This is a genomic window from Bradyrhizobium yuanmingense, assembly GCF_900094575.1.
Classification (GTDB): Bacteria; Pseudomonadota; Alphaproteobacteria; order Rhizobiales; family Xanthobacteraceae; genus Bradyrhizobium; species Bradyrhizobium yuanmingense.
The window spans coordinates 68398-91498 of record NZ_FMAE01000006.1; the positions used below are offsets into that span (position 1 = coordinate 68398).

Annotated in this window: 23 protein-coding genes; 7 read left to right on the top strand and 16 right to left on the bottom strand. The window is 65.4% G+C overall.

The genetic code is table 11. The features are described 5' to 3' along the window. Window positions 1-4 precede the first annotated feature (4 nt). From GA0061099_RS21625 to GA0061099_RS41280, 5 genes are all read right to left on the bottom strand, one after another. Window positions 5-892, bottom strand: coding sequence for an outer membrane protein (locus GA0061099_RS21625; protein ID WP_036030923.1), 888 nt, complete (start codon window positions 890-892; stop codon window positions 5-7). 166 nt (window positions 893-1058) lie between these two features. Further along, window positions 1059-1889 (bottom strand): outer membrane protein, encoded by an 831-nt coding sequence (locus GA0061099_RS21630; protein WP_036009511.1) that lies wholly within the window; start codon window positions 1887-1889, stop codon window positions 1059-1061. 237 nt (window positions 1890-2126) lie between these two features. Further along, the gene (locus GA0061099_RS21635) at window positions 2127-3371 is read right to left on the bottom strand and encodes an MFS transporter (RefSeq protein ID WP_036030920.1); all 1245 of its coding nucleotides are present in this window, start codon (window positions 3369-3371) and stop codon (window positions 2127-2129) included. 247 nt (window positions 3372-3618) lie between these two features. Continuing rightward, window positions 3619-4962, bottom strand: coding sequence for a phosphoglucosamine mutase (glmM, locus tag GA0061099_RS21640; protein WP_036009507.1), 1344 nt, complete (start codon window positions 4960-4962; stop codon window positions 3619-3621). A 221-nt stretch (window positions 4963-5183) separates the two neighbouring features. Then, on the bottom strand, window positions 5184-5351 hold the full coding sequence (locus GA0061099_RS41280) for a hypothetical protein (protein WP_167361667.1): 168 nt from the start codon (window positions 5349-5351) through the stop codon (window positions 5184-5186). 129 nt (window positions 5352-5480) lie between these two features. Between GA0061099_RS41280 and GA0061099_RS21650 the strand changes: the two genes are divergently transcribed. Next, a complete protein-coding gene (locus GA0061099_RS21650) occupies window positions 5481-6617 on the top strand; it encodes an alpha-hydroxy acid oxidase (RefSeq protein WP_036009502.1) in 1137 nt (378 codons plus the stop codon). A gap of 229 nt (window positions 6618-6846) precedes the next feature. Here the strand turns inward: GA0061099_RS21650 and GA0061099_RS21655 are convergent, their stop codons facing one another. The 7 genes from GA0061099_RS21655 to GA0061099_RS21685 all read right to left on the bottom strand — a co-directional run bounded on the left by GA0061099_RS21655 (window position 6847) and on the right by GA0061099_RS21685 (window position 15205). Further along, on the bottom strand, window positions 6847-7473 hold the full coding sequence (locus GA0061099_RS21655; RefSeq protein WP_036030974.1) for a hypothetical protein: 627 nt from the start codon (window positions 7471-7473) through the stop codon (window positions 6847-6849). 64 nt (window positions 7474-7537) lie between these two features. After that, window positions 7538-8377, bottom strand: a complete 840-nt coding sequence (locus tag GA0061099_RS21660; RefSeq protein WP_036030918.1) for a shikimate dehydrogenase — start codon at window positions 8375-8377, stop codon at window positions 7538-7540. Between the two features lie 66 nt (window positions 8378-8443). Next, window positions 8444-10186, bottom strand: coding sequence for a SulP family inorganic anion transporter (locus tag GA0061099_RS21665; protein ID WP_036030914.1), 1743 nt, complete (start codon window positions 10184-10186; stop codon window positions 8444-8446). Between the two features lie 105 nt (window positions 10187-10291). Next, entirely contained in the window at window positions 10292-10564 is a 273-nt protein-coding gene (locus GA0061099_RS21670) for a helix-turn-helix domain-containing protein (protein ID WP_008566993.1), read from the bottom strand. 370 nt (window positions 10565-10934) lie between these two features. After that, window positions 10935-12983 carry an elongation factor G gene (locus GA0061099_RS21675; RefSeq protein ID WP_036030911.1) on the bottom strand — a complete coding sequence of 683 codons (2049 nt, stop codon included), beginning with the start codon at window positions 12981-12983 and terminating at the stop codon, window positions 10935-10937. A 154-nt stretch (window positions 12984-13137) separates the two neighbouring features. After that, the gene (locus GA0061099_RS21680) at window positions 13138-13617 is read right to left on the bottom strand and encodes a DUF992 domain-containing protein (RefSeq protein WP_036030909.1); all 480 of its coding nucleotides are present in this window, start codon (window positions 13615-13617) and stop codon (window positions 13138-13140) included. A gap of 385 nt (window positions 13618-14002) precedes the next feature. Beyond that, a complete protein-coding gene (locus GA0061099_RS21685) occupies window positions 14003-15205 on the bottom strand; it encodes a pyridoxal phosphate-dependent aminotransferase (protein WP_036030971.1) in 1203 nt (400 codons plus the stop codon). 593 nt (window positions 15206-15798) lie between these two features. Here GA0061099_RS21685 and GA0061099_RS21690 point away from each other — a divergent pair. From GA0061099_RS21690 to GA0061099_RS21700, 5 genes are all read left to right on the top strand, one after another. Continuing rightward, window positions 15799-16449 (top strand): glutathione S-transferase family protein, encoded by a 651-nt coding sequence (locus tag GA0061099_RS21690; protein WP_025032208.1) that lies wholly within the window; start codon window positions 15799-15801, stop codon window positions 16447-16449. A 154-nt stretch (window positions 16450-16603) separates the two neighbouring features. Next, window positions 16604-16780, top strand: coding sequence for a hypothetical protein (locus tag GA0061099_RS41285; protein ID WP_162832045.1), 177 nt, complete (start codon window positions 16604-16606; stop codon window positions 16778-16780). A gap of 73 nt (window positions 16781-16853) precedes the next feature. Then, window positions 16854-17003 (top strand): hypothetical protein, encoded by a 150-nt coding sequence (locus tag GA0061099_RS40175; RefSeq protein WP_036009463.1) that lies wholly within the window; start codon window positions 16854-16856, stop codon window positions 17001-17003. 229 nt (window positions 17004-17232) lie between these two features. Further along, entirely contained in the window at window positions 17233-18045 is an 813-nt protein-coding gene (locus tag GA0061099_RS21695; RefSeq protein WP_036030906.1) for a PAS-domain containing protein, read from the top strand. 86 nt (window positions 18046-18131) lie between these two features. Further along, the gene (locus tag GA0061099_RS21700; protein WP_036030968.1) at window positions 18132-18587 is read left to right on the top strand and encodes a GNAT family N-acetyltransferase; all 456 of its coding nucleotides are present in this window, start codon (window positions 18132-18134) and stop codon (window positions 18585-18587) included. Window positions 18588-18765: 178 nt separating this feature from the next. Here GA0061099_RS21700 and hmuQ read toward each other — a convergent pair whose 3' ends face one another. From hmuQ to GA0061099_RS21720, 4 genes are all read right to left on the bottom strand, one after another. Continuing rightward, on the bottom strand, window positions 18766-19089 hold the full coding sequence (hmuQ, locus tag GA0061099_RS21705) for a heme-degrading protein HmuQ (protein WP_036030903.1): 324 nt from the start codon (window positions 19087-19089) through the stop codon (window positions 18766-18768). Window positions 19090-19354: 265 nt separating this feature from the next. After that, window positions 19355-19711, bottom strand: a complete 357-nt coding sequence (locus tag GA0061099_RS21710) for an endonuclease domain-containing protein (protein WP_074448038.1) — start codon at window positions 19709-19711, stop codon at window positions 19355-19357. Window positions 19712-19969: 258 nt separating this feature from the next. Then, complete coding sequence (locus GA0061099_RS21715) at window positions 19970-21187, bottom strand: DUF1501 domain-containing protein (RefSeq protein WP_036027220.1); 1218 nt, start codon at window positions 21185-21187, stop codon at window positions 19970-19972. A 2-nt stretch (window positions 21188-21189) separates the two neighbouring features. Then, window positions 21190-22731, bottom strand: coding sequence for a DUF1800 domain-containing protein (locus GA0061099_RS21720; protein ID WP_036027218.1), 1542 nt, complete (start codon window positions 22729-22731; stop codon window positions 21190-21192). Between the two features lie 118 nt (window positions 22732-22849). On the opposite strand from GA0061099_RS21720, the gene GA0061099_RS42135 reads away from it, so the two are divergent. Next, on the top strand, window positions 22850-23065 hold the full coding sequence (locus GA0061099_RS42135; RefSeq protein ID WP_036009451.1) for a cysteine-rich CWC family protein: 216 nt from the start codon (window positions 22850-22852) through the stop codon (window positions 23063-23065). Window positions 23066-23101 lie beyond the last annotated feature (36 nt).

Below are 23101 nucleotides of genomic sequence, written 5' to 3' on the forward strand. Positions count from 1 at the left end.
CGGCTCAGAACTTGTAGCCGACGCCGAGGCGCGCGTTGTTCAACGTCACCTGCGTGTTCATGACGGGCGAGAATCTCACATATTCGTATTCGATGCGGGCGAACAAGCCGTCCCAAACGCAGTATTCGAGCCCGAGGCCGGCGGTCCAACCCACTGCGTAAGTGTTGGTCCTGTGCTGACCTTGCGTGCCCGACTGCGCAGGAACTGGGCCCCACGTTCCAAGTGTCGTCGTGGTGTTGCCGAAGAAATCCGTCGTCGTCGTGTCCTGTCGCATCGAGACGCTGCTGGTCACGGTGCGCGACACGTCCATTCGCCCGACGGCAGCGCCCATGAAGGCATAAGGCATGAAGCTGCCGCCGTCCCAACCCACGCGGCCGCGGAGCGTCACCATGTCTTTGACCTGTGCCGCCGCGGCACCCGTCAGCGTGACGGCATAGTTGTTGGTGACGCCGGGCGCCCGCACCTCACCAGGCGGGTTGACGATGACGAGCGAGTTGGTTCCTGACGTCAATGTCGCCATATCGTTGAAGTAGCTGTAAGTGCCCTCGAGACTGAGAACGGCATCATACCATTGCCAGTTGCGGCCGACGAAGCCACCAAAATTGGTGCTTTGAGTGTTGGTCTTGTTCAGCAGCGACCACGTCGAGGTCGGCCCCTGGAGTACGCTGTCGCGGAAGATGTAGTTGGTCAGTCCGACCACGCTCTGACTGAAATCCGTGGCATCTGCGGTATAACCGCCATGACCGCCGACATAGAAGCCATTCCAATTGACGGAGGTCTTCGACAGACCGTCCGCGAAGCCGCCGCGCAGCACGGGCAGGTCCGGCATGTCGGCCGCTTGCGCGGCAGACACCGTCCCCAACATCGCCGCTGCCAACACCAGCCTACGCATCACCACGCTCCATCGGACTCGAACTGTTGCGATGATCATCGCCTGTTAACCTTAACCAATGGTTGCGCCGGGCGCCTTCGCCGCACCTCGCCATGAAAAATACGCAAAGCAAAACGGCGCGGGATGATCCCGCGCCGTTAAGGAGTCCAAACCGATCAGGTTGCGATCAGCCCTTGGTGACCAGCGGCGGCGGCACGTAGGCCGGCGGGCTGTTGAGATCCCAACGCACGCCGAGCTTGACGTCGTGCGAGGTGATGTCCCTGACCTTGATCGAGGTCGGGCCGGAAGCGCTGTTGTCGAACAAGCGGTAGTTGCCGGGCGCGGCATCGCCGAGGTTCATGTAGCTGTAGGCCAGTTCGACGGTGAAGCCGGGATTGACCTTGTAGGCAAGACCGGCGTGAGCGGCCCAGGCGAGGTTCCACTTTCCGTTGTCGGCAAAGTAGGCGACGCTGTTGTTGAGCAGCGGGCTGTAGGACACGCCGTCGTCGCGGAAGCCGCTGAGCTTGTTGTAGGAGCCGCCGACGCCCGCGCCGATGAACGGAGTGACGCACCACCAGGTGCCGAGGTCGACATAGGCGTTGGCCATCACGAGCCACTCGGACTTGCTGCCGCTGTAGTTGTTGACGCCGACGAAGCCGGGTCCCACGACATTGTCGCTACCGTGCAGATTGGCCTTGCCCCGGTACTGGCCGATGACGTCGGCGCGGAACCAGTTGTTGAAGCGATAGCCGACGCCGAGGCCGAACAGCGGCGAGGAGTCGAAGCCGAGGCCTTCCGTCGTCTTCGAGTACCCGGCCGGCAGGGCGCTCTCGATGCGCTTGGCGCTCTGGTTGGTCATGCCGATGTCGCCGCGCAGATACCAGCCGCCGAAGTCGGCGGGCGGAGCCGGCGGCGCGTACATCGGAGGGGGGGCGGCGATCGGCATATCGGCGGCGAACGCCATCGACGAGATCAGGGTCGCCGCACCCGCGGCAAGGAGAGACTTAACGCTACGCATTGGCTTCGTCCTTATGGCCGGTGAGGCTGAATACGAGCGCCTCACGTTCTGGAAACTCACGGGGGGACGATGCCAGCAAATGTTTAAGCGCCACTTAACCCTAATTTTTAAGGTTGATTTTTTCTCACCCTACACGCGCGCGCCGTGCGAGCGTTGCAAAAATGCCGCGCCAAATGCGACATCGGCGCCGCACTCCCTAACGATGTGTGAAGCCGCAACGCGGCAAGAGAGGATGCGTTAACGCGCGTTTCGCGGCAGCTTGGGTAGGAACACCGCGAGCAGCCCGATCGCCGGCAGCCAGGCGCAGACCTGGTAGACGAACTCGATCGAGGTGTGGTCGGCGAGCTTGCCGAGCACGGCCGCGCCCAGGCCCCCGATGCCGAAGGCGACGCCGAAGAACACGCCGGAGATCATGCCGAAGCGGTGCGGCACCAGCTCCTGCGCAAACACGATGATCGACGACGTCGTCGAGGAGATGATCAGGCCGATGGCGACGCTGAGCACCGCGCTCGCAACGAGCCCGGCATAGGGCAGCGCCAGCGTGAACGGCAGCGCGCCGAGGATCGAGATCCAGATCACGATCTTGCGGCCGAAGCGGTCGCCCAGCGGACCGCCGAGAAACGCACCCACGGCGTTCGCCGCGAGAAAGACGAAGAGATAGATCTGGGCTGCCTGCGTCGACACGCCGAAACGGTCGATCAGGTAGAAGATGTAATAGCTCGACAGGCTCGAAACGTAGAGCTGCTTGGAGAACAACAGCACGACGAGCACTGCGAGCGCTACCGCGACACGGCGCGAGCTCGGCGCACCGGGCTGGGTGTGGACGGGCGCCGCTTTCTTCGTCGCGATCTGCGGCGCGTACCAGCGCCCGATGCGCCAGAGAATCAGGATGGCGAGAAACGCGATCGAGGAGAACCAGGCGATGCTGCCCTGCCCGAACGGCACCACGATCAACGCGGCGAGCACCGGCCCCATCGAGGTGCCGAAGCTGCCGCCGAGCTGGAACACCGATTGCGCAAAGCCGTAGCGTCCGCCCGAGGCGAGCCGCGCGATGCGCGCCGATTCCGGGTGAAACACCGCCGAGCCGAGGCCGACCAGCGCGGCGGCGACGAGGATGACGAGATATTGGTGCGCGACGCTAAGCAGCAGCAGGCCGAAGAAGGTCGAGGCCATGCCGATCGCGAGCGAATAGGGCTGCGCCTTCTTGTCGGTGTAGTGCCCGACCACCGGCTGCAGCAGCGAGGCCGTGAACTGGAATGCCAGCGTGATCATGCCGATCTGCGCGAAGTCGAGCGCGTAGGCGTCCTTCAGGATCGGGTACACCGAGGCGATCAGCGACTGCATGGTGTCGTTGAGGAAGTGCGAGACGCTGATGCCGGCGAGCACGATATAGGCCGGCCCCTTGGCGGCGGCCGGCGCCAATTCGGCGACGACGACGGGCTCGGTCAGCGTTTCCTCTGAGACGACGACAGGCTTGTTCAAGGCGGCAATCCGGCGCGGCAGATTGCCGCGAGGTGCTGATTACGACGCAAGCGACGGTGGGACCAGCGTCAATCGCAAATGGCTGGGATGCGCCTCTTACCCTCTCCCCTTGTGGGAGAGGGTGGCTCGCCGCGTTAGCGGCGAGACGGGTGAGGGGTTTCTATCCTCACGAGCTGTGTTGCGAGCGGATAGAACCCCTCATCCGGCGCTTCGCGCCACCTTCTCCCGCAAGGGGAGAAGGAAGGACTCAAGCCGCGGCCTGCCCCAATGCCGAAACAATGGTGTCGACGACGTCCTCGACGAGGTGACGGTCCTCGCCTTCGCCCATGACGCGGATCACGGGCTCGGTGCCGGAGGAGCGGATCAAGAGGCGGCCGTGGCCGTTGAGGCGCTTCTCGCCGTCGGAAATCGCCGACTTGACGTCGGAATCATCGAGCGGCTTGCCGCCCTTGTGGCGGACGTTCTTGAGGATCTGCGGCAGCGGATCGAAGCGGTGGCAGACCTCGGACACCGGGCGGCGCAGCTTCTGCACCACGGCGAGCACCTGCAATGCGGCGACAAAACCGTCGCCGGTCGTGGCGTAGTCGGACAGGATGATGTGGCCGGACTGCTCGCCGCCGAGATTGTAGCCGCCGTTCAGCATCTGCTCGAGCACGTAGCGGTCGCCGACCGGCGTGCGCACGAGCTCGAGCCCCTGCCCTTGCAGGAAGCGCTCCAGCCCGAGATTGGACATCACGGTGGCAACGATGCCGGGACGCGAGAGGCGTCCATCCTCCTTCCAGCTCTGCGCGATCACCGCGAGCAGCTGGTCGCCGTCGACGACATGGCCGCGCTCGTCGACCAGGATGACGCGATCGGCGTCGCCGTCCAGCGCAATGCCGATGTCGGCGCGCATCTCGCGCACCTTCTTCGACAGCGCCTCCGGCGAGGTCGAGCCGCAATCCTTGTTGATGTTGAAGCCGTCGGGCTCGACGCCGATCGGCACCACGTCGGCGCCCAATTCCCACAGCGCCTCGGGCACCACCTTGTAGGCGGCGCCGTTGGCGCAATCGATCACGACGCGAAGGCCCTCGAGCGAGAGGTCGCGCGGCAGCGTGCGCTTGGCGAATTCGATGTAGCGGTCATGCACGCCGTCGATGCGGCGGGCACGGCCGAGGCTCGCGCTCTGCGCGAGCCGCTTGTCGAGCGATTCGTCGAGCAGCTGCTCGATCTGCCGCTCGACATCGTCGGACAGCTTGAAGCCCTGCGGGCCGAACAGCTTGATGCCGTTGTCCTCGAACAGATTGTGCGAGGCCGAGATCATCACGCCGAGATCGGCGCGCATCGACTTGGTCAGCATCGCGACCGCCGGCGTCGGCATCGGGCCGACCAGCAGCACGTCCATACCGACCGAGGTGAAGCCTGCGACCATGGCGTATTCGATCATGTAGCCGGACAAACGGGTGTCCTTGCCGATCACGACGCGGTGGCGGTGGTCGCCGCGCTGAAACGCAAGGCCCGCGGCCTGGCCGACCTTGAGCGCGAGCTCCGGCGTGATCAGTCCGTTGGCGCGGCCCCTAATCCCGTCCGTCCCGAAATATTTCCGGCTCATATCGTCCCCCAAGCAGCAACCAGGGACTCCCCTCTACAACCACGGGCTGCCCCAACGGGACCCGCATCCCTGATTTGCCGAGGTCTTATAAAGCTATCGCGGCTAACTTGGCTTCAAAAAATATGATGAATCATTACGGAACCGGCGCCGCGACCGCCCCCGATAACAGATTGTTAACATTGCAATTCCGGCGTGACTAGCGAAAAGCGGTGGAACTCGCCTTAATCCGAGCGCTTCACATGGCCGTCCGCGCGGCTGGGCGCCGGCTGGGTGACGTTGACGGGATCGGAGCCCGGGAAGGTCTCCTCCAGCCCCTCTTCGAGCGCCTCCTCGAGATCATGCTTCTCCTTGATCTCTTCCGGCGAAGGTCCTGCGTGCGGCTTCGTCATGACGCTCTCCTTGGCACTCTCCTTCCAAAACGTTCTGCAAACGATTTGGCTGTGCATCCAACCATGCTAGATGACCCCGAAATCTTCCGATGCAAGACTGTTTGGTACGTGACGGGCCGGGGAAACGACATGAAGCATATTACCTGTATCGACGATCTTCGCACGCTGCATCGGCGCCGCGTGCCGAAGGCATTCTTCGACTATTGCGACCGCGGCTCCTACGCCGAGGAGACGCTGCGCGCCAACCGCGAGGACATGCAGGCGATCAAGTTCCGCCAGCGCATCCTGGTCGACGTCTCCAAGCGCGACACCTCGACCACGATCCTCGGCGAGCCGTCGACGATGCCGCTGATCCTCGCGCCGGTCGGCCTGCTCGGCATGCAGCACGGCGACGGCGAGATCCACGCCTGCCGCGCCGCGCAGGCCGCCGGCATCCCGTTCACGCAATCGACGATGTCGATCTGCTCGATCGAGGACATCGCCGCCAGCGTCGAGAAGCCGTTCTGGTTCCAGCTCTACGTCATGAAGGACCGCGGCTTCATCAAGGAATTGATCCAGCGCGCGATGGCCGCCAAGTGCAGCGCGCTGGTGCTCACGGTGGACCTGCAGGTGATCGGCCAGCGCCACGCCGACATCAAGAACGGCATGACGGTGCCACCGGAATGGTCGCTGTCGAAGCTGCTGGACTTCGCCAGCAAGCCCGCCTGGGTCTCCGGCGTGCTGCAGGGCAAGCGCCGCACCTTCGGCAATATCGCCGGCCACGTGAAGAACACTGAAGATCTCAACCGCCTCGCCGAATGGACGGCCTCGCAGTTCGACACCTCCTTGAACTGGAAGGACGTCGAGTGGGTCCGCAGCATCTGGCCGGGCAAGCTGATCATCAAGGGCATCCTCGACGTCGAGGACGCCGAGGAAGCCGCCAAGACCGGCGCGCAGGCGCTGGTGGTATCCAACCACGGCGGCCGCCAGCTCGACGGCGCGCCGTCCTCGATCGAGGTCCTGCCCGAGATCGCGGACGCGGTGGGCGACAGGATGGAGATCATGTTCGACGGCGGCATCCGCTCGGGCCAGGACGTGATGCGCGCGCTGGCGCTCGGCGCAAAGTCGTGCATGATCGGCCGCGCCTATGCCTATGGCCTCGGTGCCGGCGGCCAGGCCGGCGTCGCCAAGGCGATCGACATCATCCAGAAGGAGCTGCTCACCACGATGGGCCTGTGCGGCGTCAACCGGGTGGACGAGATCGACGATCACGTGATTGCGGTGTGAGTGCGTCTGCCGGGATGCCGCAGCAATAATCACTGTCGTCCCGGACAAGCGCGCCCAAAGCGCGCGCCGATCCGGGACCCATAGCCACAGAAGGGTGTGGCTATGGGGGCTCGGAGTGGCCTGCTTCGCGCAACAACTTTTCCCTGTGGTTATGGGTCCCGGACCTGCGCTGACGCTTGTCCCGGACGACGGGGGCATTTGAGGCGGCAGGTGCGCGTCTCACAGCCCCTCACATCGGCGGCGTCAGGCCGTCGCGGCCGACGCTGACGCGGTTGGTCTCGAACGAGCCGTCGGGCAATTGCTTCATGAAGGCGATCACCTTGGCGCCGGGCTTCAGCTCGGATTTGTCGCCGGGCACGAAGGTCACGACCGGCGTGTCGTCGGCGACGAACACCTTCTTCTCGCCGTCCTTGTACTTGACCAGCAGCGTGTGACCGTCATTGCCGACGACGCTCTCCGCGACGGTCGCATTGGTCATGCTGGAGTTGGGCTTGAGGTCCCAGGGTCGCGAGCCTTCGCCGGTGCCGCGCATGCTTTCCGGAAACACGTGCACCTCGACGGCGTTCTGGCTGCCGTCCGGTCCCGGCACGGTGGTGGCGCCGATGAACGAGCCCGGCTTGATGTCGGCGAGCGAGATCTTGGTAACGCCCGACACGTTCACGTCGGAGGCGAGGCGAAGCTTGAGCTCTTCACCGCTGCGCGATTTGACCTGCATGGTGTCGCCATTGACGCTTTCGATGGTGCCGCGCACGCGCGTCGGCACCGGCGCTCTCTGGGCGAAGGCGCAGTAGGTCGAGACGACCACCATCGCGACGGCGATCAGGGGGCGTGTGAAAGTTGCACGTTGAACAGGCATGACGGTCTCCGATTGTCCCACGACGTAGAACTCCAGAGATGGTGTGCTATTCGCCGCGCCCCTCTCAAGTCTTCGTGAGATCGGCTTCGACCAATGCGCGCAGCTCGGCGGTGACCTCGGGCCGCCGCCCGAACCACAGCTCGAAGCCGCGCACCGCCTGATGCAGCAGCATGCCGAGCCCATCGGCGGTCTTCAGGCCACGCGCCGTCGCCGCGGCGAGCAGCGGCGTCACCAGGGGAACGTAGACGAGGTCGGCGACGACGGCATCTTGCGGCAGGCGCGCGAGGTCGACGTCGAGTGAAGGCTGGCCATGCATGCCGAGCGAGGTCGTGTTCACGAGAAGCTTTGCGCGCGGCAGCACCTCGCCGATCGCGTCCCACGGCAGCGGATGCACGTTCGATCCGAACTGTTGTGCCAGCGTCTCGGCCCGCGCCATGGTGCGATTGGCGACATGCACGCAGCTGATGCCGCGTTCCAGCAACCCAAACACGACCGCGCGCGAGGAGCCGCCGGCCCCCAGCACCAGCGCTTCCTCGGCCATGTCCCAGCCGGGCGCGCTGGCGTCGAGATTGTTGATGAAGCCTTCGACATCGGTGTTGGTGGAGCGCTGCTCGCCGTCGGCAAACCACAGCGTGTTGGCGGCGCCGACCGCCCTGGCGCGCGCGTCGGGCGTTGACAGCGCCAGCACGGCTTCCTTGTGCGGGATGGTGACGTTGGCGCCGACGAAGCCGCGCAGCGACAGCCGCAGCACGAAATCGCGCAGATCCTCGGGCGGCACCGCCTCGATGACATAGCCGCCCTCGATGCCGAGCGTGCGCAGCCAGTGATGGTGGATCAGCGGCGAGCGCGAATGCGCGGCCGGCCATCCGATCAGACAGGCTGCAGGGGGCTTGGGCGCGGTCATCTTTCCCTCGGGTCGTTTCCGAGGCGATCCATTTCGCGTCGCGCCCGCTCTGTCAAGCGCGCGCGGTCAGCTCGCAGCGGTCTCATCGGCGGCCCGGCCCTTGATGTCGGCGATGGCGCGCTCGAGGCTCGTGCGGTAACGCGCGCGCGGCGGCGTGACGCCATGGGTGAGCAGCGCGCGGCGGACCGCGGGCGAGGCCCCCGTGATGAACAGCCGGATGCCTTGGCGGTGCGCCTTGGCGGCGACGCGGCCGATCACGTTGGCCGCGGTCGAATCCAGGAACGGCACCGCGGCGAAATCGACCACGAAGGCCTTACGCCTGTCGGCAATGCCGTCGAGCACGCTGCCGATCGCCGAGGCCGCGCCGAAGAAGAACGCGCCGGTGATGCGATAGACCAGCACGTCGCGGTCGACCGCAAGCGCGGGATCGTAACGCACACGGTCGCCGTTGCCGTCGTCGGGGCGATCATCCGCAACCAGTGGCGTCCGCTCCTCGATGCCGGTCATCTCCGCCATGCGATGGATGAACAGCACCGCGCCCAGCGCGAAGCCGACCAGGATGCCCTCGGTGAGATCGCGAAAGATCGTGAGCAGGAAGGTCGCGAGCAGCACCACGGCATCGCCCCATGACGAGCGCAGCAGAGTTGCGAATTCATGCTTCTCCGCCATGGTCCAGGCCACCACCACCAGCACCGCGGCGAGCGCGGCCAGAGGGATGTAGCTTGCAAGCGGCGCCGCGACCAGCATGAACAGCAGCAGGAACACCGAATGCAGCATGCCCGCGAGCGGCCCGCGCGCGCCGGCGCGGATGTTGGTCGCGGTGCGCGCGATCAGCCCGGTGACGCAGATGCCGCCGAACAGCGCCGAGCCGATATTGGCCGCACCTTGCGCCACCAGCTCGCAATTGGAGCGATGACGGCGGCCGGTCATGCCGTCGGCCACCACCGCCGACAGCAGCGATTCGATCGCCGCCAGCAGCGCGAACGCGATCGCATCCGGCAACACCGCCCTTGCCTTTTCCAGTGAGAACGCGGGCAGCGCCGGCGATGGCAATTCGCGCGGGATGCCGCCGAAGCGCGAGCCGATGGTCTCGACCGGCAACGACAGCACCGCGCTGGCGACGGCTGCAAACACGACCGCGATCAGGATCCCGGGCCAGGACGGCCGCCAGCGACGCAAGGCGGCGATAATGCCGATGCTGACGAGGGCGACCGCGACGGCGGACGGATTGATCGTGTTGAGGCCGCCGGCGAGCGCGACGAGCTTGGGCACGAACTCGCTGGGCTCCTTGCCCACGAGCGTGATGCCGGAGAGATCGCGGAGCTGGCTGGCAAAGATGATGACGGCGATACCGGCGGTGAAGCCGACGGTGACGGGATAGGGAATGAACTTGATGTAGGTGCCGACCCTGAGCAGCCCTGCGCCGATCAGGAACAGGCCCGCCATCATGGTGGCGAGGATGACGCCATCGACGCCATGCCGCTCCGCAGTCGCCGCGACCAGAACGATGAACGCACCGGCAGGGCCGCCGATCTGGAACCGGCTGCCGCCGAGCAAGGAGGCGATGAAGCCGCCGGCGACGGCGGTGTAGAGGCCGCGGTCCGGCGTCACGCCCGAGGCAATCGCGATCGCCATCGACAGCGGCAGCGCGACGATCGCGACCGTGAGGCCTGCGAAGACGTCGGCGCGGAAATCCGCGAGGCCGTAGCCTTCGCGAAAGACGGTGACGAGCTTCGGCAGATACAGTTCGGCAAAGGTCGGCTGACGCAGCTGGTGCAGCCGTCCTGCCTGATCGCTCGTGATGCTCATGTCAGCAAGGTGCTCCGCTGGCCCCACAATGCTCCGAAGCATCGTGCGTCCCAAGGTGCGACGATGCGCTAGCCCATCTTGATCCCGGGCACGATCAACGCGCGATCATGCTCCGACACGGCGCGGCGGCCCCGGCTCTTTCAAGCGAACGCCACGTCCGCCGCTGTCGCTGCGGGCCTGCTCGCCGATCAGCTCGACGCCGGCCCGGTCGAACGCCTCGACCACCTTGATCAAGGTCTCGACCACGCCACGAACATTGCCGGTGGAGGCCTCCATCCGCTGGATGGTCGGCAGCGACACGCCGGCGAGCTCGGCCAGGGTTTTCTGGTCGATGCCGAGCAACGCGCGGGCTGCCCGCATCTGGAACGAGGTGATCACCTTGGCCTCACTTACGAGCAGTTATAAGTGATATCTGGAACATATACAATGATGTAAAATACATCATACGGTGGCGAAAGCAAGGGAGGCGTCGTCCATAGCCTCCGTCATTGCGAGCGTAGCGAAGCAAATCCAGAATCTTTCCGCGGAGGGATTTCTGGATTGCTTCGCTGCGCTCGCAATGACGGAGTGTGGTGCAGTGGCATACGAGAATCTCGTGTCCCGGACGCGCTGCAACGCTCTTGGCGTTGCTGCGCAGAGCCGGGACCCACAAATTCCGAGCAGGCCCGCTGATACATGGGCCCCGGCTCTGCAGCGCACCGCTGAACGAGCGCTGCGCTGCGTCCGGGGCACGAGATCGCCTAACCGGTCACGCCGCGTGCTGATGTGCGGCGATGATCTGGTCGGCGGCGCGGCCGGTGACTTCGGCCATGTGGTCGAACTGGCGCGTGAAGCTGCCGGCGCCGGCGGTGGCCGAGCGCAGCTCCACGATCAGCTCGCCGATCTCCGCTTCCGGCATCATGGCGCGGACACAGTCCCAGCCGGTCCAGCCCTCACGGGTGTCAAAGCCGAGAATCTGGCCGCGCCGCGCCGACAGGATCGCGTTGATCTTGGCGGTAGCGTCGGTCGGGCAGACGATCTCGACCATGTGGATCGGCTCCAGCAGCACCGGCTGGCATTGCGGCAGGCCTTCGTTGAGCCCGACCCGCGCGGCCGTGCGGAAGGCGAGATCGGAGCTATCGACGCTGTGATAGGAGCCGTCGGTCAGCGTCACCTGCACGTCGGTGACGGGGAAGCCGAGCGGACCGCGCGCCAATCCATCGACGACGCCCTCCTCCACCGCCGGGATGTAGTTGCGCGGCACCGCGCCGCCCACCACCTTCTCGGCGAACTTGAAGCCGTCGCCGCGCGGCAGCGGCGTGATGTCGAGCACGACATCGCCGAACTGGCCGTGGCCGCCGGACTGCTTCTTGTGACGGCCGCGCTGGGTGATCGGCTTGCGGATGGTCTCCTGATAGCCGATCGCAGGCGGATGCGAGGTGATCTTGACGCCGAAGCGGTCGCGCAAGCGCTCGCTGGCGACGCGCAGATGCATCTCGCCCTGGCCCCACAGCACGGTGTCGTGAGTCTTGGCGTTCTGCACGATCATGAGCGAGGGATCCTCCTCATGCAGGCGCGTCAGCGCCTGGCCGAGCTTGACGTCGTCCTTGCGGTCGGTCGCCGCGACCGAGATCGCGAGCACCGGCGGCGTCGGCTCGATCGTGATCAATGCCGCGGGCGCCGTCTTGCCGCTCGAAACCGTGTCACCGGTCTTGACCGGATCAAGCTTGGCGAGGGCCACGGTCTCGCCGGCTTCGGCCGAGGCGCGCTTGGTGTCGTAGGCGCCGTTGACGGCGAGGATGCCAGAGATGCGCCCGGCACCGCCGGATGAGGATTGCAGCGTAGCGCCGTCGTCGAGATGGCCGGCGAGCAACCGCGTCAGCGACAACTTTCCGCCGTGCTGCGAATGCAGCGTCTTGAAGACATAGCCGAGCGCGTCCTTGGTCTCGGGTACGCCAAGACGTTTTGCGGTCTCCGCAACGCCGGGCGCCTCGTGACGCAACGCCTTCATCAGGCGCAACACGCCGTTTTCGCGCACGGCGGCGCCCAGCAGCACCGGGCAAATCAGCCCTTCCCGCAATTCGCGGGCGAGATCGTCGAAGACGGCATCGCGCGGCGGCTGGATGTCCTCGAGCAGCTGCTCCATCAGCGCATCGTCGTGATCGGCGAGCTTCTCCAGCATCGAGAAGCGGGCTTCCTTCTCGCGATCGAGATCGCCGCCTTCGAGCGCGATCACCTCGGAGGCCTTGTGCTCGCGATAGATGAAGGCGCGCTCCAGCGCGAGATCGACGAAGCCCTCGATCAGCTCGCCCTTCCAGATCGGGATCTGGCGCAGCACCAGCGGCACGCGCGAGGCGGGCTGCAGCATCGCCAGCGTCTCGCGGATGCGCTGACTGGCGCGGTCGATCTTGTTGAGGAACAGGAAACGCGGGATCTTCAGCTCCTCCAGCTCGCGCAGGATGATCTGAAGCTGCGGCAGCTTCTTCTCGTCGGCCTCGCAGACCACGATTGCGGCGTCGACCGCCGGCAACGCGGCGCGCATGTCGTGGGCAAACTCGACGGAACCGGGACAATCGAGGAAGGTGTAGCTGTCGCCCATGAAACTCGTGGTGGCGGCAGTGAGGCCGACGGTCATTTTGTGATGACGGGCCTCGGGCGTAGCGTCGCCGACGGACGTTTCGGCATCGACGCTGCCGGCGCGCGGGATTGCACCCGTTCGCGCCAATATTGCTTCCAAAAGTGTGGTTTTACCGCTTTGGAAAGGGCCCACCAGCGCGATGCACCGTGGACCTCGGGGACTTCTGACGTCTTGTCCCATTCGCCGCCTCCTTGGTGTGGAGCTCGGCCCGTGATTGGGTCGGCAAACGCCGATGCTCTGCCCCTCCCCGAGATTTGGCAAGCATCAAACGTCGCTGCGGTGCGTCGTCAGCAAAATCGCGCCGCTTCCCGCGGCGCGATCACACGCAGAAGTGTCAACGGCCCGGACGGAGTTCCAGGCTCTCGAGGCCGGCGGCGATGTTGAGGCCGACCTGGCCCTGCACGCTCAGCGGCTGCAGCGCGATCGAATTGTTGGAGCCGCCGACCAGCACGTTGCCCCCCAAGCCGACACCGACCGAGGCGCTGCCCTGCGCGCCGACGTAATTGCCGGAGAGGTCGCCGGGGCCGAGCCGGTCGACCGGCGCGAACACGCCCCAGGCCAAAGCCGTCTCCTGGGTGATGCCGATGTCGAGGCCCACTTTCCGGATGGTCGCGACGTAGCGGTCGTCGGGCAAGCCGTCGGCGCGCAGCACGCAGCCGAGATGAGTCACCGATCCCACGATGAAGCCGACGCTGGCGCCGCCGCGGCATTCGAGCACGCCGACCCGCGCCATCCGCTGCTGCGCGCCGGTGTTCACGACGGAGGCGATGAGGCCGGCAGCGGTGAGTGCGGCGAAGAGGAACGAACGGCGCATGAATGTCTCCGGCAAAAAATGTGATGCGAGCAGAGAGAGTGCCCCACCCGTGTTGCGGGTCTATGCCACAAGAGCCGCGGCCGTGCCAGCTCGCGCGCGTTTAGAATCGAACTTGCGGAGAGACCCCTCACCCCACCCTCTCCCCGTAAGAACGGGGCGAGGGAGTGAGAGAGCCGTGCGTCCCTCACAATGCAACGTCGCCGGCCTTGCTTAACCTCTCCCCGCTCTTCCGCGGGGAGAGGTCGGATCACATCGCAGATGTGATCCGGGTGAGGGGCCGGGCACAACGCCGACCAGAAACAAAAAGTCCATCCGACTCCTCTTATCGAAAAACAACAAAAAAGGCCCGCCGAAGCGGGCCTTTCCGATTCTTGTCGCGACCGTCTTACCGCAGATTGCCGCAGAAGCGCTGGATGCGCTTGCAGGCGTCTTCGAGGTCCGAGGTCTTGGTCGCGTAGGATATGCGGAACGCCGGTCCAAGGCCGAAGGCCGACCCCTGCACCACGGCGACGCCTTCGGTCTCCAGGAGCTCGGTGACGAAGTCCTCGTCATTGGCGATCACCTTGCCCGACGGCGCGGTCTTGCCGATCGTGCCGGCGCACGACGGATAGACGTAGAACGCGCCTTCGGGACGCGGGCACTCGATTCCCTTGGCCTGATTGAGCATGGAGACGACGAGGTCGCGCCGCTCCTTGAACACCTTGTTGTTGGCGGGGATGAAGTCCTGCGGACCGTTCAGCGCCTCGACCGCGGCCCATTGTGCGATCGACGACGGGTTCGAGGTCGACTGCGACTGGATCGTCGACATCGCCTTGATGAGCTGCACGGGACCGCCGGCGTAGCCGATGCGCCAGCCGGTCATGCAATAGGCCTTCGAGACGCCGTTCACGGTGAGCGTGCGGTCGTAGAGTTTCGGCTCGACCTGCGCGACCGTGGTGAACTGGAAGTCGTCATAGACGAGATGCTCGTACATGTCGTCGGTCATCACCCAGACGTGGGGATGCTTCACCAGCACGTCGGTGAGCGCTTTCAGCTCCGAACGCGTGTAGGCAGCTCCGGTCGGGTTCGACGGCGAGCACAGGATGACCCATTTGGTCTTCGGCGTGATCGCGCGCTCGAGCGCCTCGGCCTGGAGCTTGAAGCCGGTCGCGGCGGTGCAGACCACCGGCACCGGCTCGCCGCCCGCGAGCGCGACCATCTCGGGATAGCTGACCCAATAGGGCGCGGGAATGATCACCTCGTCGCCCGGATTGATGGTCGCCATCAACGCGTTGTAGAGCACCTGCTTGCCGCCGGTGCCGACGATGATCTGGTTCGGCTTGTAGGCGACGCCGTTCTCGCGCTGAAATTTCGCGATGATGGCTTCCTTCAGCTCGGGAATGCCGTCGACCGCCGTGTACTTGGTCTTGCCGGCCTCGATGGCGCGGATCGCCGCCAGCTTGATGTTGGCGGGCGTGTCGAAGTCGGGCTCGCCGGCACCGAGGCCGATGACGTTGCGGCCCGCCGCTTTCAGCGCGCGTGCTTTATCCGTGACCGCGATGGTCGCGGACGGCTTCACACGGTCGAGCGCAGCGGCAAGGAAGGACATCATCATCTCCTGGCGAGCGTCGTGAAGCCCTTCGCCTCACGACTCCAATTGTGGGAATGAGCCACCCTAAAACGTGTGCCGCTGGGCCGCAAGAAACTTCGGCCAGATCCCGGAAAAGTTTACGATTTGGAGCGCTGCGAGGCGCGGTTTCCCGCAATATTCCGTAACTTTTGCCTCCGGAATTGCTCATATCCGACAAGGCCTGTCCTCGGAGCAATTCTGGATGGTGCACGTCTCCAGGAAACCGCTCGTCGTCATGCCCGGGCTTGTCCCGGGCATCCACGTTCTTCGTGCGGCAAGTGAGACGTGGATGGCCGGGTCAAGCCCGGCCATGACGATGCGGAAACACTGGCGTCCTAATCTCGATCGTCTATGCGGTAGCCTACGTAGAGCGATGTGTCCGCAGATTGACGTACATGTGAACTGAACTGCATCGTCGCGAAAATGATCTTCCCCTCCATTGCAGTGCGGTAGGGTTTTCGAGTTTTTCTATCGGCCGGCACTTGCGGCGGATTCGCATCGGCATCATTGTTTAACCGCCTCGCGGGGCAACGGGCGCCGCGTCTTCTCGTCCTCGGATTTCGAACGCCAGAATGTACAAGCTCTATTCGATGCAACGCTCGGGCAACAGCTACAAGGTCCGCCTTGCGCTGGCGCTGCTCAACCTGCCTTACGAAGCGGTGGAGGTGGACATTCTGCGCGGCGAGAGCCGCACGCCGGATTTCCTGTCCAAGAACCCGTCGGGGCAGGTGCCGCTGCTCGAGGTCGGCGAGGACCGCTACCTCGCCGAGTCCAACGCCATCCTCTGGTACGTTGCCGTCGGCACGCCGCTCGCGCCGGAAAACCGCATAGACCGCGCCGAGGCGCTGCAATGGATGTTCTTCGAGCAGCACGCGCTCGAGCCGAACATCGGCGCGGCCTATTTCTGGCTGTCGCTGGTCAAGGGCGGCCGCGACCTGCAGACCCATTCGCTGGAGGACTGGATGGAGCGCGGCTATGGCGCGCTCCAGGTGATGGAGAATCACCTCAAGACCAATTCCTATTTCGCCGCGCGCCAGCTCACGGTCGCCGACATCGCGCTGTACGGCTACACCCACCTCGCCGACCGCTGCGACTTCGACCTCCAGGCCTTCCCGGCGATCCGGGACTGGCTCAAACGCGTCGAAGCCGCGCCCGGCTTCGTGACCATGGACTGGCGCCCGGCCGACATCGACGACCCCGCCAGCATCGCCGCGAGCGCCTGACGGCGCGTCCGCTCCGGCGAATAGCGGGCATAAGGGCCGCCTTTGCCGCAATCCCGCCACTTTCGGCGCGGTCGTCGCCGCAATGTTGCCGGTTGAAACTGGGAAATTCTGGAAAGTCGCGGGTGATTCGCTCGCGTGTTGAAGGATTTAGACCATGATGCGGGCGTCCGGCACAGCGGGGTTTCAGAGCCCATCCGCTACCGTCGCGTCTTCCCGGCTCACCCATGCGGTCGCGGCTTCGCTCGCCGTCGCCGCGCTTTCGCTGTGCCTGATCGTCACCCTGACGGTGTTGTCGACCAAGGCGACCATGGCGATGGGCCTGCCGGTCTGATTCCCGTTTCATCCTGGACCAGCCTTCAGGGCGCCGTGCGGCCCGCGCCGACCGGCATCGCGACAGGACGTCGATGAAATCACCTGTGGTAGTCGTTGCAATCACCCTGACTGCGGCCATCCTGGTCGCGGCCTCGCTGCTGATCATCGTCGGCACGCGCAAGGGCACGGGCACGTCGACGCTGCATGCGCCGACGCTGCAGCAGCGCGCGCACATGGTCTAAAGCGCGATGCGATTAGGATGAATCGTCATCGCGCTTTAGGTTATTGTTTGAGCATGATCTTTTCGGAAAACCGCTTCACACTTTTCCGGATCATGCTTTAAAATCATCCGAAAGCCTTACGCTTGCACGCAACCGCGCCTTAAGCACGCCGCACGAAATCGCATCGCAGTCACGCAACAATCAGCCAGTGTTGCGGCCTTACCTCTTTCGGGAGGAGCGAGACAGGTCCATGCGGTTCGGATGGCGTGCGATCTCCGGTCCGGCGCTGACGGCAGCGACCCTGCTGCTGGCGATGCTGCTCGATCGCTTCGTCCCCGCGCCCTCGCCCGCCCCGCTGTTCGTCGCCATCGTGGCTCTCGCCGGCGCGCTCGCAGGTCTCGCCTCCGCCGTGACGACCGCGATTGTCGCGGTGATCGGCGCGGCGCTGTTCTTCCTCAACCGCCACGGCGTCTCCGGCCATGGCACCGCCGATCTGGCGCCGCTCGGCCTCCTGGCCGTCACCGTTTTCGGAACCGCCGGCATCACCGGGCTGATGCGCGAGCGGCTGCTCGGCAGTTTCGCGGCCGAGCGCCGCAGCCACGCCATTGCCGCGCGGCTGTCGGCCGCGCTCGACAAGGTCGATATCGGCATCGTGCTGCTCGATGCCGAGACCCGGGCCGAATTCATCAACCGCGCGTTCCGCGACTATTTTGCGGTGCCGGACGAGGTCGCCGAGGCGAAGCCACCCTTCATCGCGCTGATGTATCACGGCCGCGACACCGGCGCGTTCGCGCTGCCCGAGGACGAGCTCGGCACTTTCATCGCGCAGCGCATGGAGATGGTGCGGGTCGGCGATGCCACGCCGATCAACGTCGCGCTGCGCAACGGCGAGGTGCTGCGCTTCGTCTGCGCCGCACTGCCGGACGGCGGGCGGATGCTGAGCTACACGCCCGTGACCGACCTCGTGCGCCACACCGATGCGCCGGCGCGCGCCGACTACTACCGCTCGCTGCGCGATCCGACCGGCCGCAAGCTGATCCAGTACTTGCGCGTTGCGGAGTGAGGCGAGTGTGCGATTGATCGGCAATACGATCATCACGTATGAAGGACATCCCTTCATCGCGCACCTCCGAGATCGCGGAAATTCACATGTCGCTCATCATTCGCGCCGTCACCAGGCAGGATTACGATCAATGGCTGCCGCTGTGGGACGGCTACAACGCCTTTTACGGCCGCTCCGGTCCGACCGCGCTCGCGCCCGAGATCACTGCGATGACGTGGCAGCGCTTCTTCGATGCTTATGAGCCGATGCATGCGCTGGTCGCCGAGGACAACGGCCGCCTGCTCGGGCTGACGCATTATCTGTTCCATCGCAGCACCACCGCGATCGAGCCGTCCTGCTATTTGCAGGACCTGTTCACATCAGAGGCCGCGCGCGGCAAGGGCGTCGGCTCGGCGCTGATCCATGGCGTCTACGAGCGGGCGAAGCTGGCGGGATCGCCGCGCGTCTACTGGCAGACGCACGAGACCAATCTCACGGCGCAGCGCCTGTACGACAAGGTCGCGGAGCGCTCCGGCTTCATCGTCTATCGCAAGATCTTCTGAGGCGTGCCGGGAGCCTGTGGATAACTCCACCTGTCACCCGCGCGTAACACAGCAAGGCTAGGCTGCCCCTGCGTCTGGTCAGGCCCCCCGTCACCGATCATGCGCCCCAAGCGGTCCCCGTCAGTCGCCGCGTCTGACAGGGGCCGCATTTTTTTGCTGGCAGCGTTACTTGGCAGCGTTACTTGGCGCCGCGCCCCACGGTCTGCATCACCTCGAAACCTTCGAACTGGGGATGGCCGAGATAAAGCGGCTTGTTGTCGCCGGCCTTATGATGCGCGGCGCGAAACGCTTCCGACTTGGTCCAGGCCTCAAACGCCGCATAATTCGCCCACACAGTGTGCGAGGCGTACAGCGTGTGGTCCTCGGCTTCCGGCCCGCGCAGCAGGTGAAACTCGATGAAGCCAGGCACCTTGTCGAGATGGGTGTCGCGCGTGAGCCAGACCTGCTCGAAGGCAGCCTCGGAGCCCTTGGCGACGCGGAAGCGATTCATGGCGATGTACATGGGGTGGTGTCTCCTGTGGGCGCGATCGTCAGGATGCGGTGCTCTCTCGCTCCCTCTCCCCGTTCTTACGGGGAGAGGGTGGGGTGAGGGGCTGCCTCCGCGAGTTCGGTCTCGATTGTAGGCGATGTGCGCGATGCACGCACGGTCAATGTGGGAATCGGATGGACTCCCCTCTCGGGAATAGTGTGCCGTGCCCCTCACCCGAATTGCTCAGGCGCACGCGCCTGAGCAATCCGACCTCTCCCCGCAGAAGGGCGGGGAGAGGTTAAGTCCCGCCTCCCGCCATCGCGAGTTCAGCCTGAATCACGAGGAGAACTCCTTCGGTGTTAAGGACATCGTTGTTCCAGAAACGCAGTACCTTGTAGCCCTTCTCCCTTAAGCGCTCGTCTCGCATTGCATACGTTGCGGATTCATTGTGCTGCCCGCCGTCGACCTCGATGACGATCCGCTTCTCGCGACATACGAAATCGCAGATGTAGCCGATGATCGGTTCTTGCCTGACGAATTTGTGCCCATCGACCCTCCGATTGCGAATGCGATTCCAGAGGACCGTCTCGGCATCTGTTTGATCAGCGCGCAAGCGTCTTGCGAGTCGGATGGATTTTTCGTTGTGGCCACGCATTTCCCTGCCCCTCACTCGTGATTGACGCACTGTTCTCACGCTCCCTCGCCCCGTTCTTACAGGGAGAGGGGTGGGGTGAGGGGCTGTCTCCGCGAGTTCAGTGTGGATTGTAGATTCGGTGCGCTCAATCGCAATCGTTTGCGTGTCGGAAGGATTTGATTCGTGGCAACAGAATGCGCTGCCCCTCACCCGGATTGCTCAGGCGCACGCGCCTGAGCAATCCGACCTCTCCCCGCAGAAGGGCGGGGAGAGGTTAAGTCAGACCACAAGCCCCTTCATCGGCCTTGCGCTTGCGCTGTCGGGGAACACCGTCTCGGCCAGCGTGCGATCGGACAGGCCGAACTGATCTTGCAGCACGCCTTTGATCACCGAGCGCAGATCCGTGGTCGGCTTGAGGTCACGGCCCTCATACAGGTTCGCGAGCTTGAGGCCGGGCCAGTCCGCGATCACCCGGCCGCCTTGCACCGCGCCGCCGGCGAGCAAGGCGACCGTAGCCGTGCCGTGATCGGTCCCCTCGGTGCCGTTGATGCGCGCGGTGCGGCCGAACTCGGTGGCGACAACCACGACGGTGTCGCGCCAGCGATCCTTTAAGCCGCTTTCGAATTCGGCGAGTGCGCCGTCGAGGCCGCCGAGCAGGAAGGCGAGACGCCCCACAGGGCCGCCCTCATTGGCATGCGTGTCCCAGCCGTCGAAGGCGAGCGCGGCGATGCGCGGGCCATCATCAGCCGCCATCAGCTTTGCGGCGCCGCGCGCGACCTGGCGCATCTGCGCGACCGCATTGCCGCGCGTCGCTTTCATGTCGTCGCCGCTCGCGACCTTGTCGAGCTGGAGGCCTTGCGACAGCGCGGAGGCCAAAGCGGGATCGCGATGACGGTAGAGCTCGACGAGGCGCATGGCCGTGTCGTCGTCGGCCTGCGGCAGCGCGACCGGCGCCCAGCCGACGGTCAGCGCATTGCCGCGCAGCACCAGCGGCGTGGTAGGACCGACCGCAAGCCCGCTCGACACGCGCTCGCCGCGCGGCAGCGCTTCCAGTGCGCGATTGAGCCAGCCGGACTGCACGCGGCCAGGGCCGGCATAGCCGCTTTCGAGCACGTCCTGGCCGTCGAAATGCGAGCGGTCGCGATAGGGCGTCGCCACCGCGTGGATCACCGCCGCGTGCTTGTCGCGATACATGCGCGCAAACTCCGGCATTGCCGGATGCAACGCGAAGAACGAGTCGATCATGATCGCGGGATGGGCACCGTCGGCGCTGAGCGCGATCGATCCATGCAGGCCGGCATAATCGGGATCGCCCAGCGGCGCGACGGTCGAGAGCCCGTCCAGCGCCCCGCGCAGGATCACCACGATCAATCGCGGATCGCGCCCGTCGGCCGCGCGGGCGAATTTCGGCAGGTAGGCCCAGGCTGCAAAGGACGCGCCGCCGAGCAGGAGACCGCGGCGGGAGGTGAGGAGCCGGTTCTCGACGCAGTCGGTCATCATCATCTCCTCTGCATTTCCGGCGACATCAGCAGCAGCGCCAGCGCCTGCTGCCGCGACTCCGCGCGCTCGATGGTCCGCCGCGTCTCGGCCGAGGCGGCACCGGCGGCGGCGAACTGCAGCAGGTCGAGCGGATCGATGTTGTTGCCGAGCCGCGCGCCGATCTGCGCCGCGATGTCGAGCCTGAGCTTGATGCCTTCAGGCGCGCCCCAGGCGGCATTGCTGTCGGGAAAGCCGTTGGGGCCCGGCGGCGACCACAGCGGCTGGCCGAGCAGATTGAGGTTGTTGAGATAGGCGCCGGGATCCTCCGGCACGCGCGCCAGCAGCCGGCCGCTCGCGACCAGGAAATCGTATGGTGAGCGCAGCTTGGTGAGCGGCGCCTTCCATGCTTCCTCGGAATCAACCAGCGCCGTCGCCAGCGCCTTGAGATCGCCGTCGGTCTTGACGAAGACGTCGCGCAGGCGCGCAACGAGCGCCGGCGGCGGCTCGTCCGCGACGAAGTGACGGACGAATTTGGTGGGGATGAAACTCGCGGTCGAGGGATGCCGCGCGAGATCGGCGAGCGCAACTTCGCCCTGTGCGAGGCCGGCCTGATCGTAGGTCTTGCCGAGCAGCACCTGCGGCCCGGGCTGATGCGCATTGGTGTTGAAGACAAAGGAGCCGGGAACCCCGAGCTGCCCTTGCCTGCCGGCAAAGGTCCAGCCGGTGATGATGCGCGCGAGCGAGGTGACGTCGCCTTGGGTGTAGCCGCCGCCGACGCCGAGCGTATGCAGCTCCAGGATCTCGCGCGCGAGATTTTCGTTCAGCCCGCGCTTGCGGTTTTGCCCGGCGCGCGAGTCAGGTCCAAGCGATTGCTGGTTGTCGAGGAAGAACAGCATCGCCGGGTGCTGCTCGACCGCCCTCAGCATGTCGGCGAAGCGCCCGAGCACGTGCGGCCGGATCGCCTCGCGCTCGAACGCGCCGGCCCAGATCCGCGCCAGCTCGCCCTTACTGGCAGAGATGCAGAAATGATTGGACCAGAACGCGACGAGGCGCTCGGTGAAACCGCACTCGACGAGCGTGGCGCGCTGCAGCCGCGCCAGTGCCTCGGCGCGAAAGGTTTTCTGGATGACATTGAGCGGCTGCGGCGCTGGCTTGGCAGCAGGCGGCGCGACGTTCGGCTGCATGGCCTCGGGCCGAACGGTGTTCTCGGCGGGCTTTGCATCGGCCATTTGGCCGGTGATCTCTGCCGCTGCATTCAGCGAGAGATTGCGGCGCAAGGGCACGTTCTGATCGGCGGGCGGCGTCTCGGCGGGCGCAGCGGCCTTCGCCGCCTCACGCGCCTGCTTGACCTGGTCCTGATAGGCAAACACGGCCTGCCCGAGCTGCGGCGTCGATTGCAGGCCCGGCGCTTCCAGCAGCACGCCATTGGCACGCGAAAGCTCCGCCTTCACGAAGCCGCGCGGGTCGGAGCTTGCGTTGACGAGATCGCCCGATGCACCGCCGCGGGCGCCGAAGCCGAAGCGGTTGAGCGCGACGAGAGCGGCTTGCGAATCGCGGGCCATCGATGATCTGTCCTTCGCGCGCTGCGAGATGCTTTCCTTTCGACGCGGTCGGCGCGTAATATACTGCAGCGGCAGATGAACCCGCCATGAAAATGACGGCGAAGCTTCGACGTAAAACATGACAAATCCGAAAGAAATCCCGTCAGCGCCGGCACTTGCGCGCCGTCTCACCTGTTCCCGTTGCGGCAGCGAATTCGGCTGCGATCTCTCAGGGACTTGCTGGTGCGCGGAGGAGACGGCAAAACTGCCGATGCCGCTCGAGGGCGAGGACTGCCTGTGCCGGGAGTGCTTGCGGAAAGCGGCGGCGCGTAGCCCGGATGGAGCGCAAGCGTAATCCGGGAATCGTTCCGCTAGCACCGGCCCCGGATTT

Coding starts and splice junctions, on each gene's coding strand:
- glmM (WP_036009507.1), bottom strand. CDS start 4,962: ATGAGCCGGAAATATTTCGGGACGGACGGGATTAGGGGCCGCGCCAAC.
- GA0061099_RS41280 (WP_167361667.1), bottom strand. CDS start 5,351: ATGACGAAGCCGCACGCAGGACCTTCGCCGGAAGAGATCAAGGAGAAG.
- GA0061099_RS21650 (WP_036009502.1), top strand. CDS start 5,481: ATGAAGCATATTACCTGTATCGACGATCTTCGCACGCTGCATCGGCGC.
- GA0061099_RS21665 (WP_036030914.1), bottom strand. CDS start 10,186: ATGAGCATCACGAGCGATCAGGCAGGACGGCTGCACCAGCTGCGTCAG.
- GA0061099_RS21630 (WP_036009511.1), bottom strand. CDS start 1,889: ATGCGTAGCGTTAAGTCTCTCCTTGCCGCGGGTGCGGCGACCCTGATC.
- GA0061099_RS21695 (WP_036030906.1), top strand. CDS start 17,233: ATGCGGTTCGGATGGCGTGCGATCTCCGGTCCGGCGCTGACGGCAGCG.
- GA0061099_RS21625 (WP_036030923.1), bottom strand. CDS start 892: ATGCGTAGGCTGGTGTTGGCAGCGGCGATGTTGGGGACGGTGTCTGCC.
- GA0061099_RS21660 (WP_036030918.1), bottom strand. CDS start 8,377: ATGACCGCGCCCAAGCCCCCTGCAGCCTGTCTGATCGGATGGCCGGCC.
- GA0061099_RS40175 (WP_036009463.1), top strand. CDS start 16,854: ATGAAATCACCTGTGGTAGTCGTTGCAATCACCCTGACTGCGGCCATC.
- GA0061099_RS21655 (WP_036030974.1), bottom strand. CDS start 7,473: ATGCCTGTTCAACGTGCAACTTTCACACGCCCCCTGATCGCCGTCGCG.
- GA0061099_RS21720 (WP_036027218.1), bottom strand. CDS start 22,731: ATGGCCCGCGATTCGCAAGCCGCTCTCGTCGCGCTCAACCGCTTCGGC.
- GA0061099_RS21690 (WP_025032208.1), top strand. CDS start 15,799: ATGTACAAGCTCTATTCGATGCAACGCTCGGGCAACAGCTACAAGGTC.
- GA0061099_RS21710 (WP_074448038.1), bottom strand. CDS start 19,711: ATGCGTGGCCACAACGAAAAATCCATCCGACTCGCAAGACGCTTGCGC.
- GA0061099_RS21680 (WP_036030909.1), bottom strand. CDS start 13,617: ATGCGCCGTTCGTTCCTCTTCGCCGCACTCACCGCTGCCGGCCTCATC.
- GA0061099_RS42135 (WP_036009451.1), top strand. CDS start 22,850: ATGACAAATCCGAAAGAAATCCCGTCAGCGCCGGCACTTGCGCGCCGT.
- GA0061099_RS21715 (WP_036027220.1), bottom strand. CDS start 21,187: ATGACCGACTGCGTCGAGAACCGGCTCCTCACCTCCCGCCGCGGTCTC.
- GA0061099_RS21675 (WP_036030911.1), bottom strand. CDS start 12,983: ATGGGACAAGACGTCAGAAGTCCCCGAGGTCCACGGTGCATCGCGCTG.
- GA0061099_RS21700 (WP_036030968.1), top strand. CDS start 18,132: ATGTCGCTCATCATTCGCGCCGTCACCAGGCAGGATTACGATCAATGG.
- hmuQ (WP_036030903.1), bottom strand. CDS start 19,089: ATGTACATCGCCATGAATCGCTTCCGCGTCGCCAAGGGCTCCGAGGCT.
- GA0061099_RS21685 (WP_036030971.1), bottom strand. CDS start 15,205: ATGTCCTTCCTTGCCGCTGCGCTCGACCGTGTGAAGCCGTCCGCGACC.
- GA0061099_RS41285 (WP_162832045.1), top strand. CDS start 16,604: ATGATGCGGGCGTCCGGCACAGCGGGGTTTCAGAGCCCATCCGCTACC.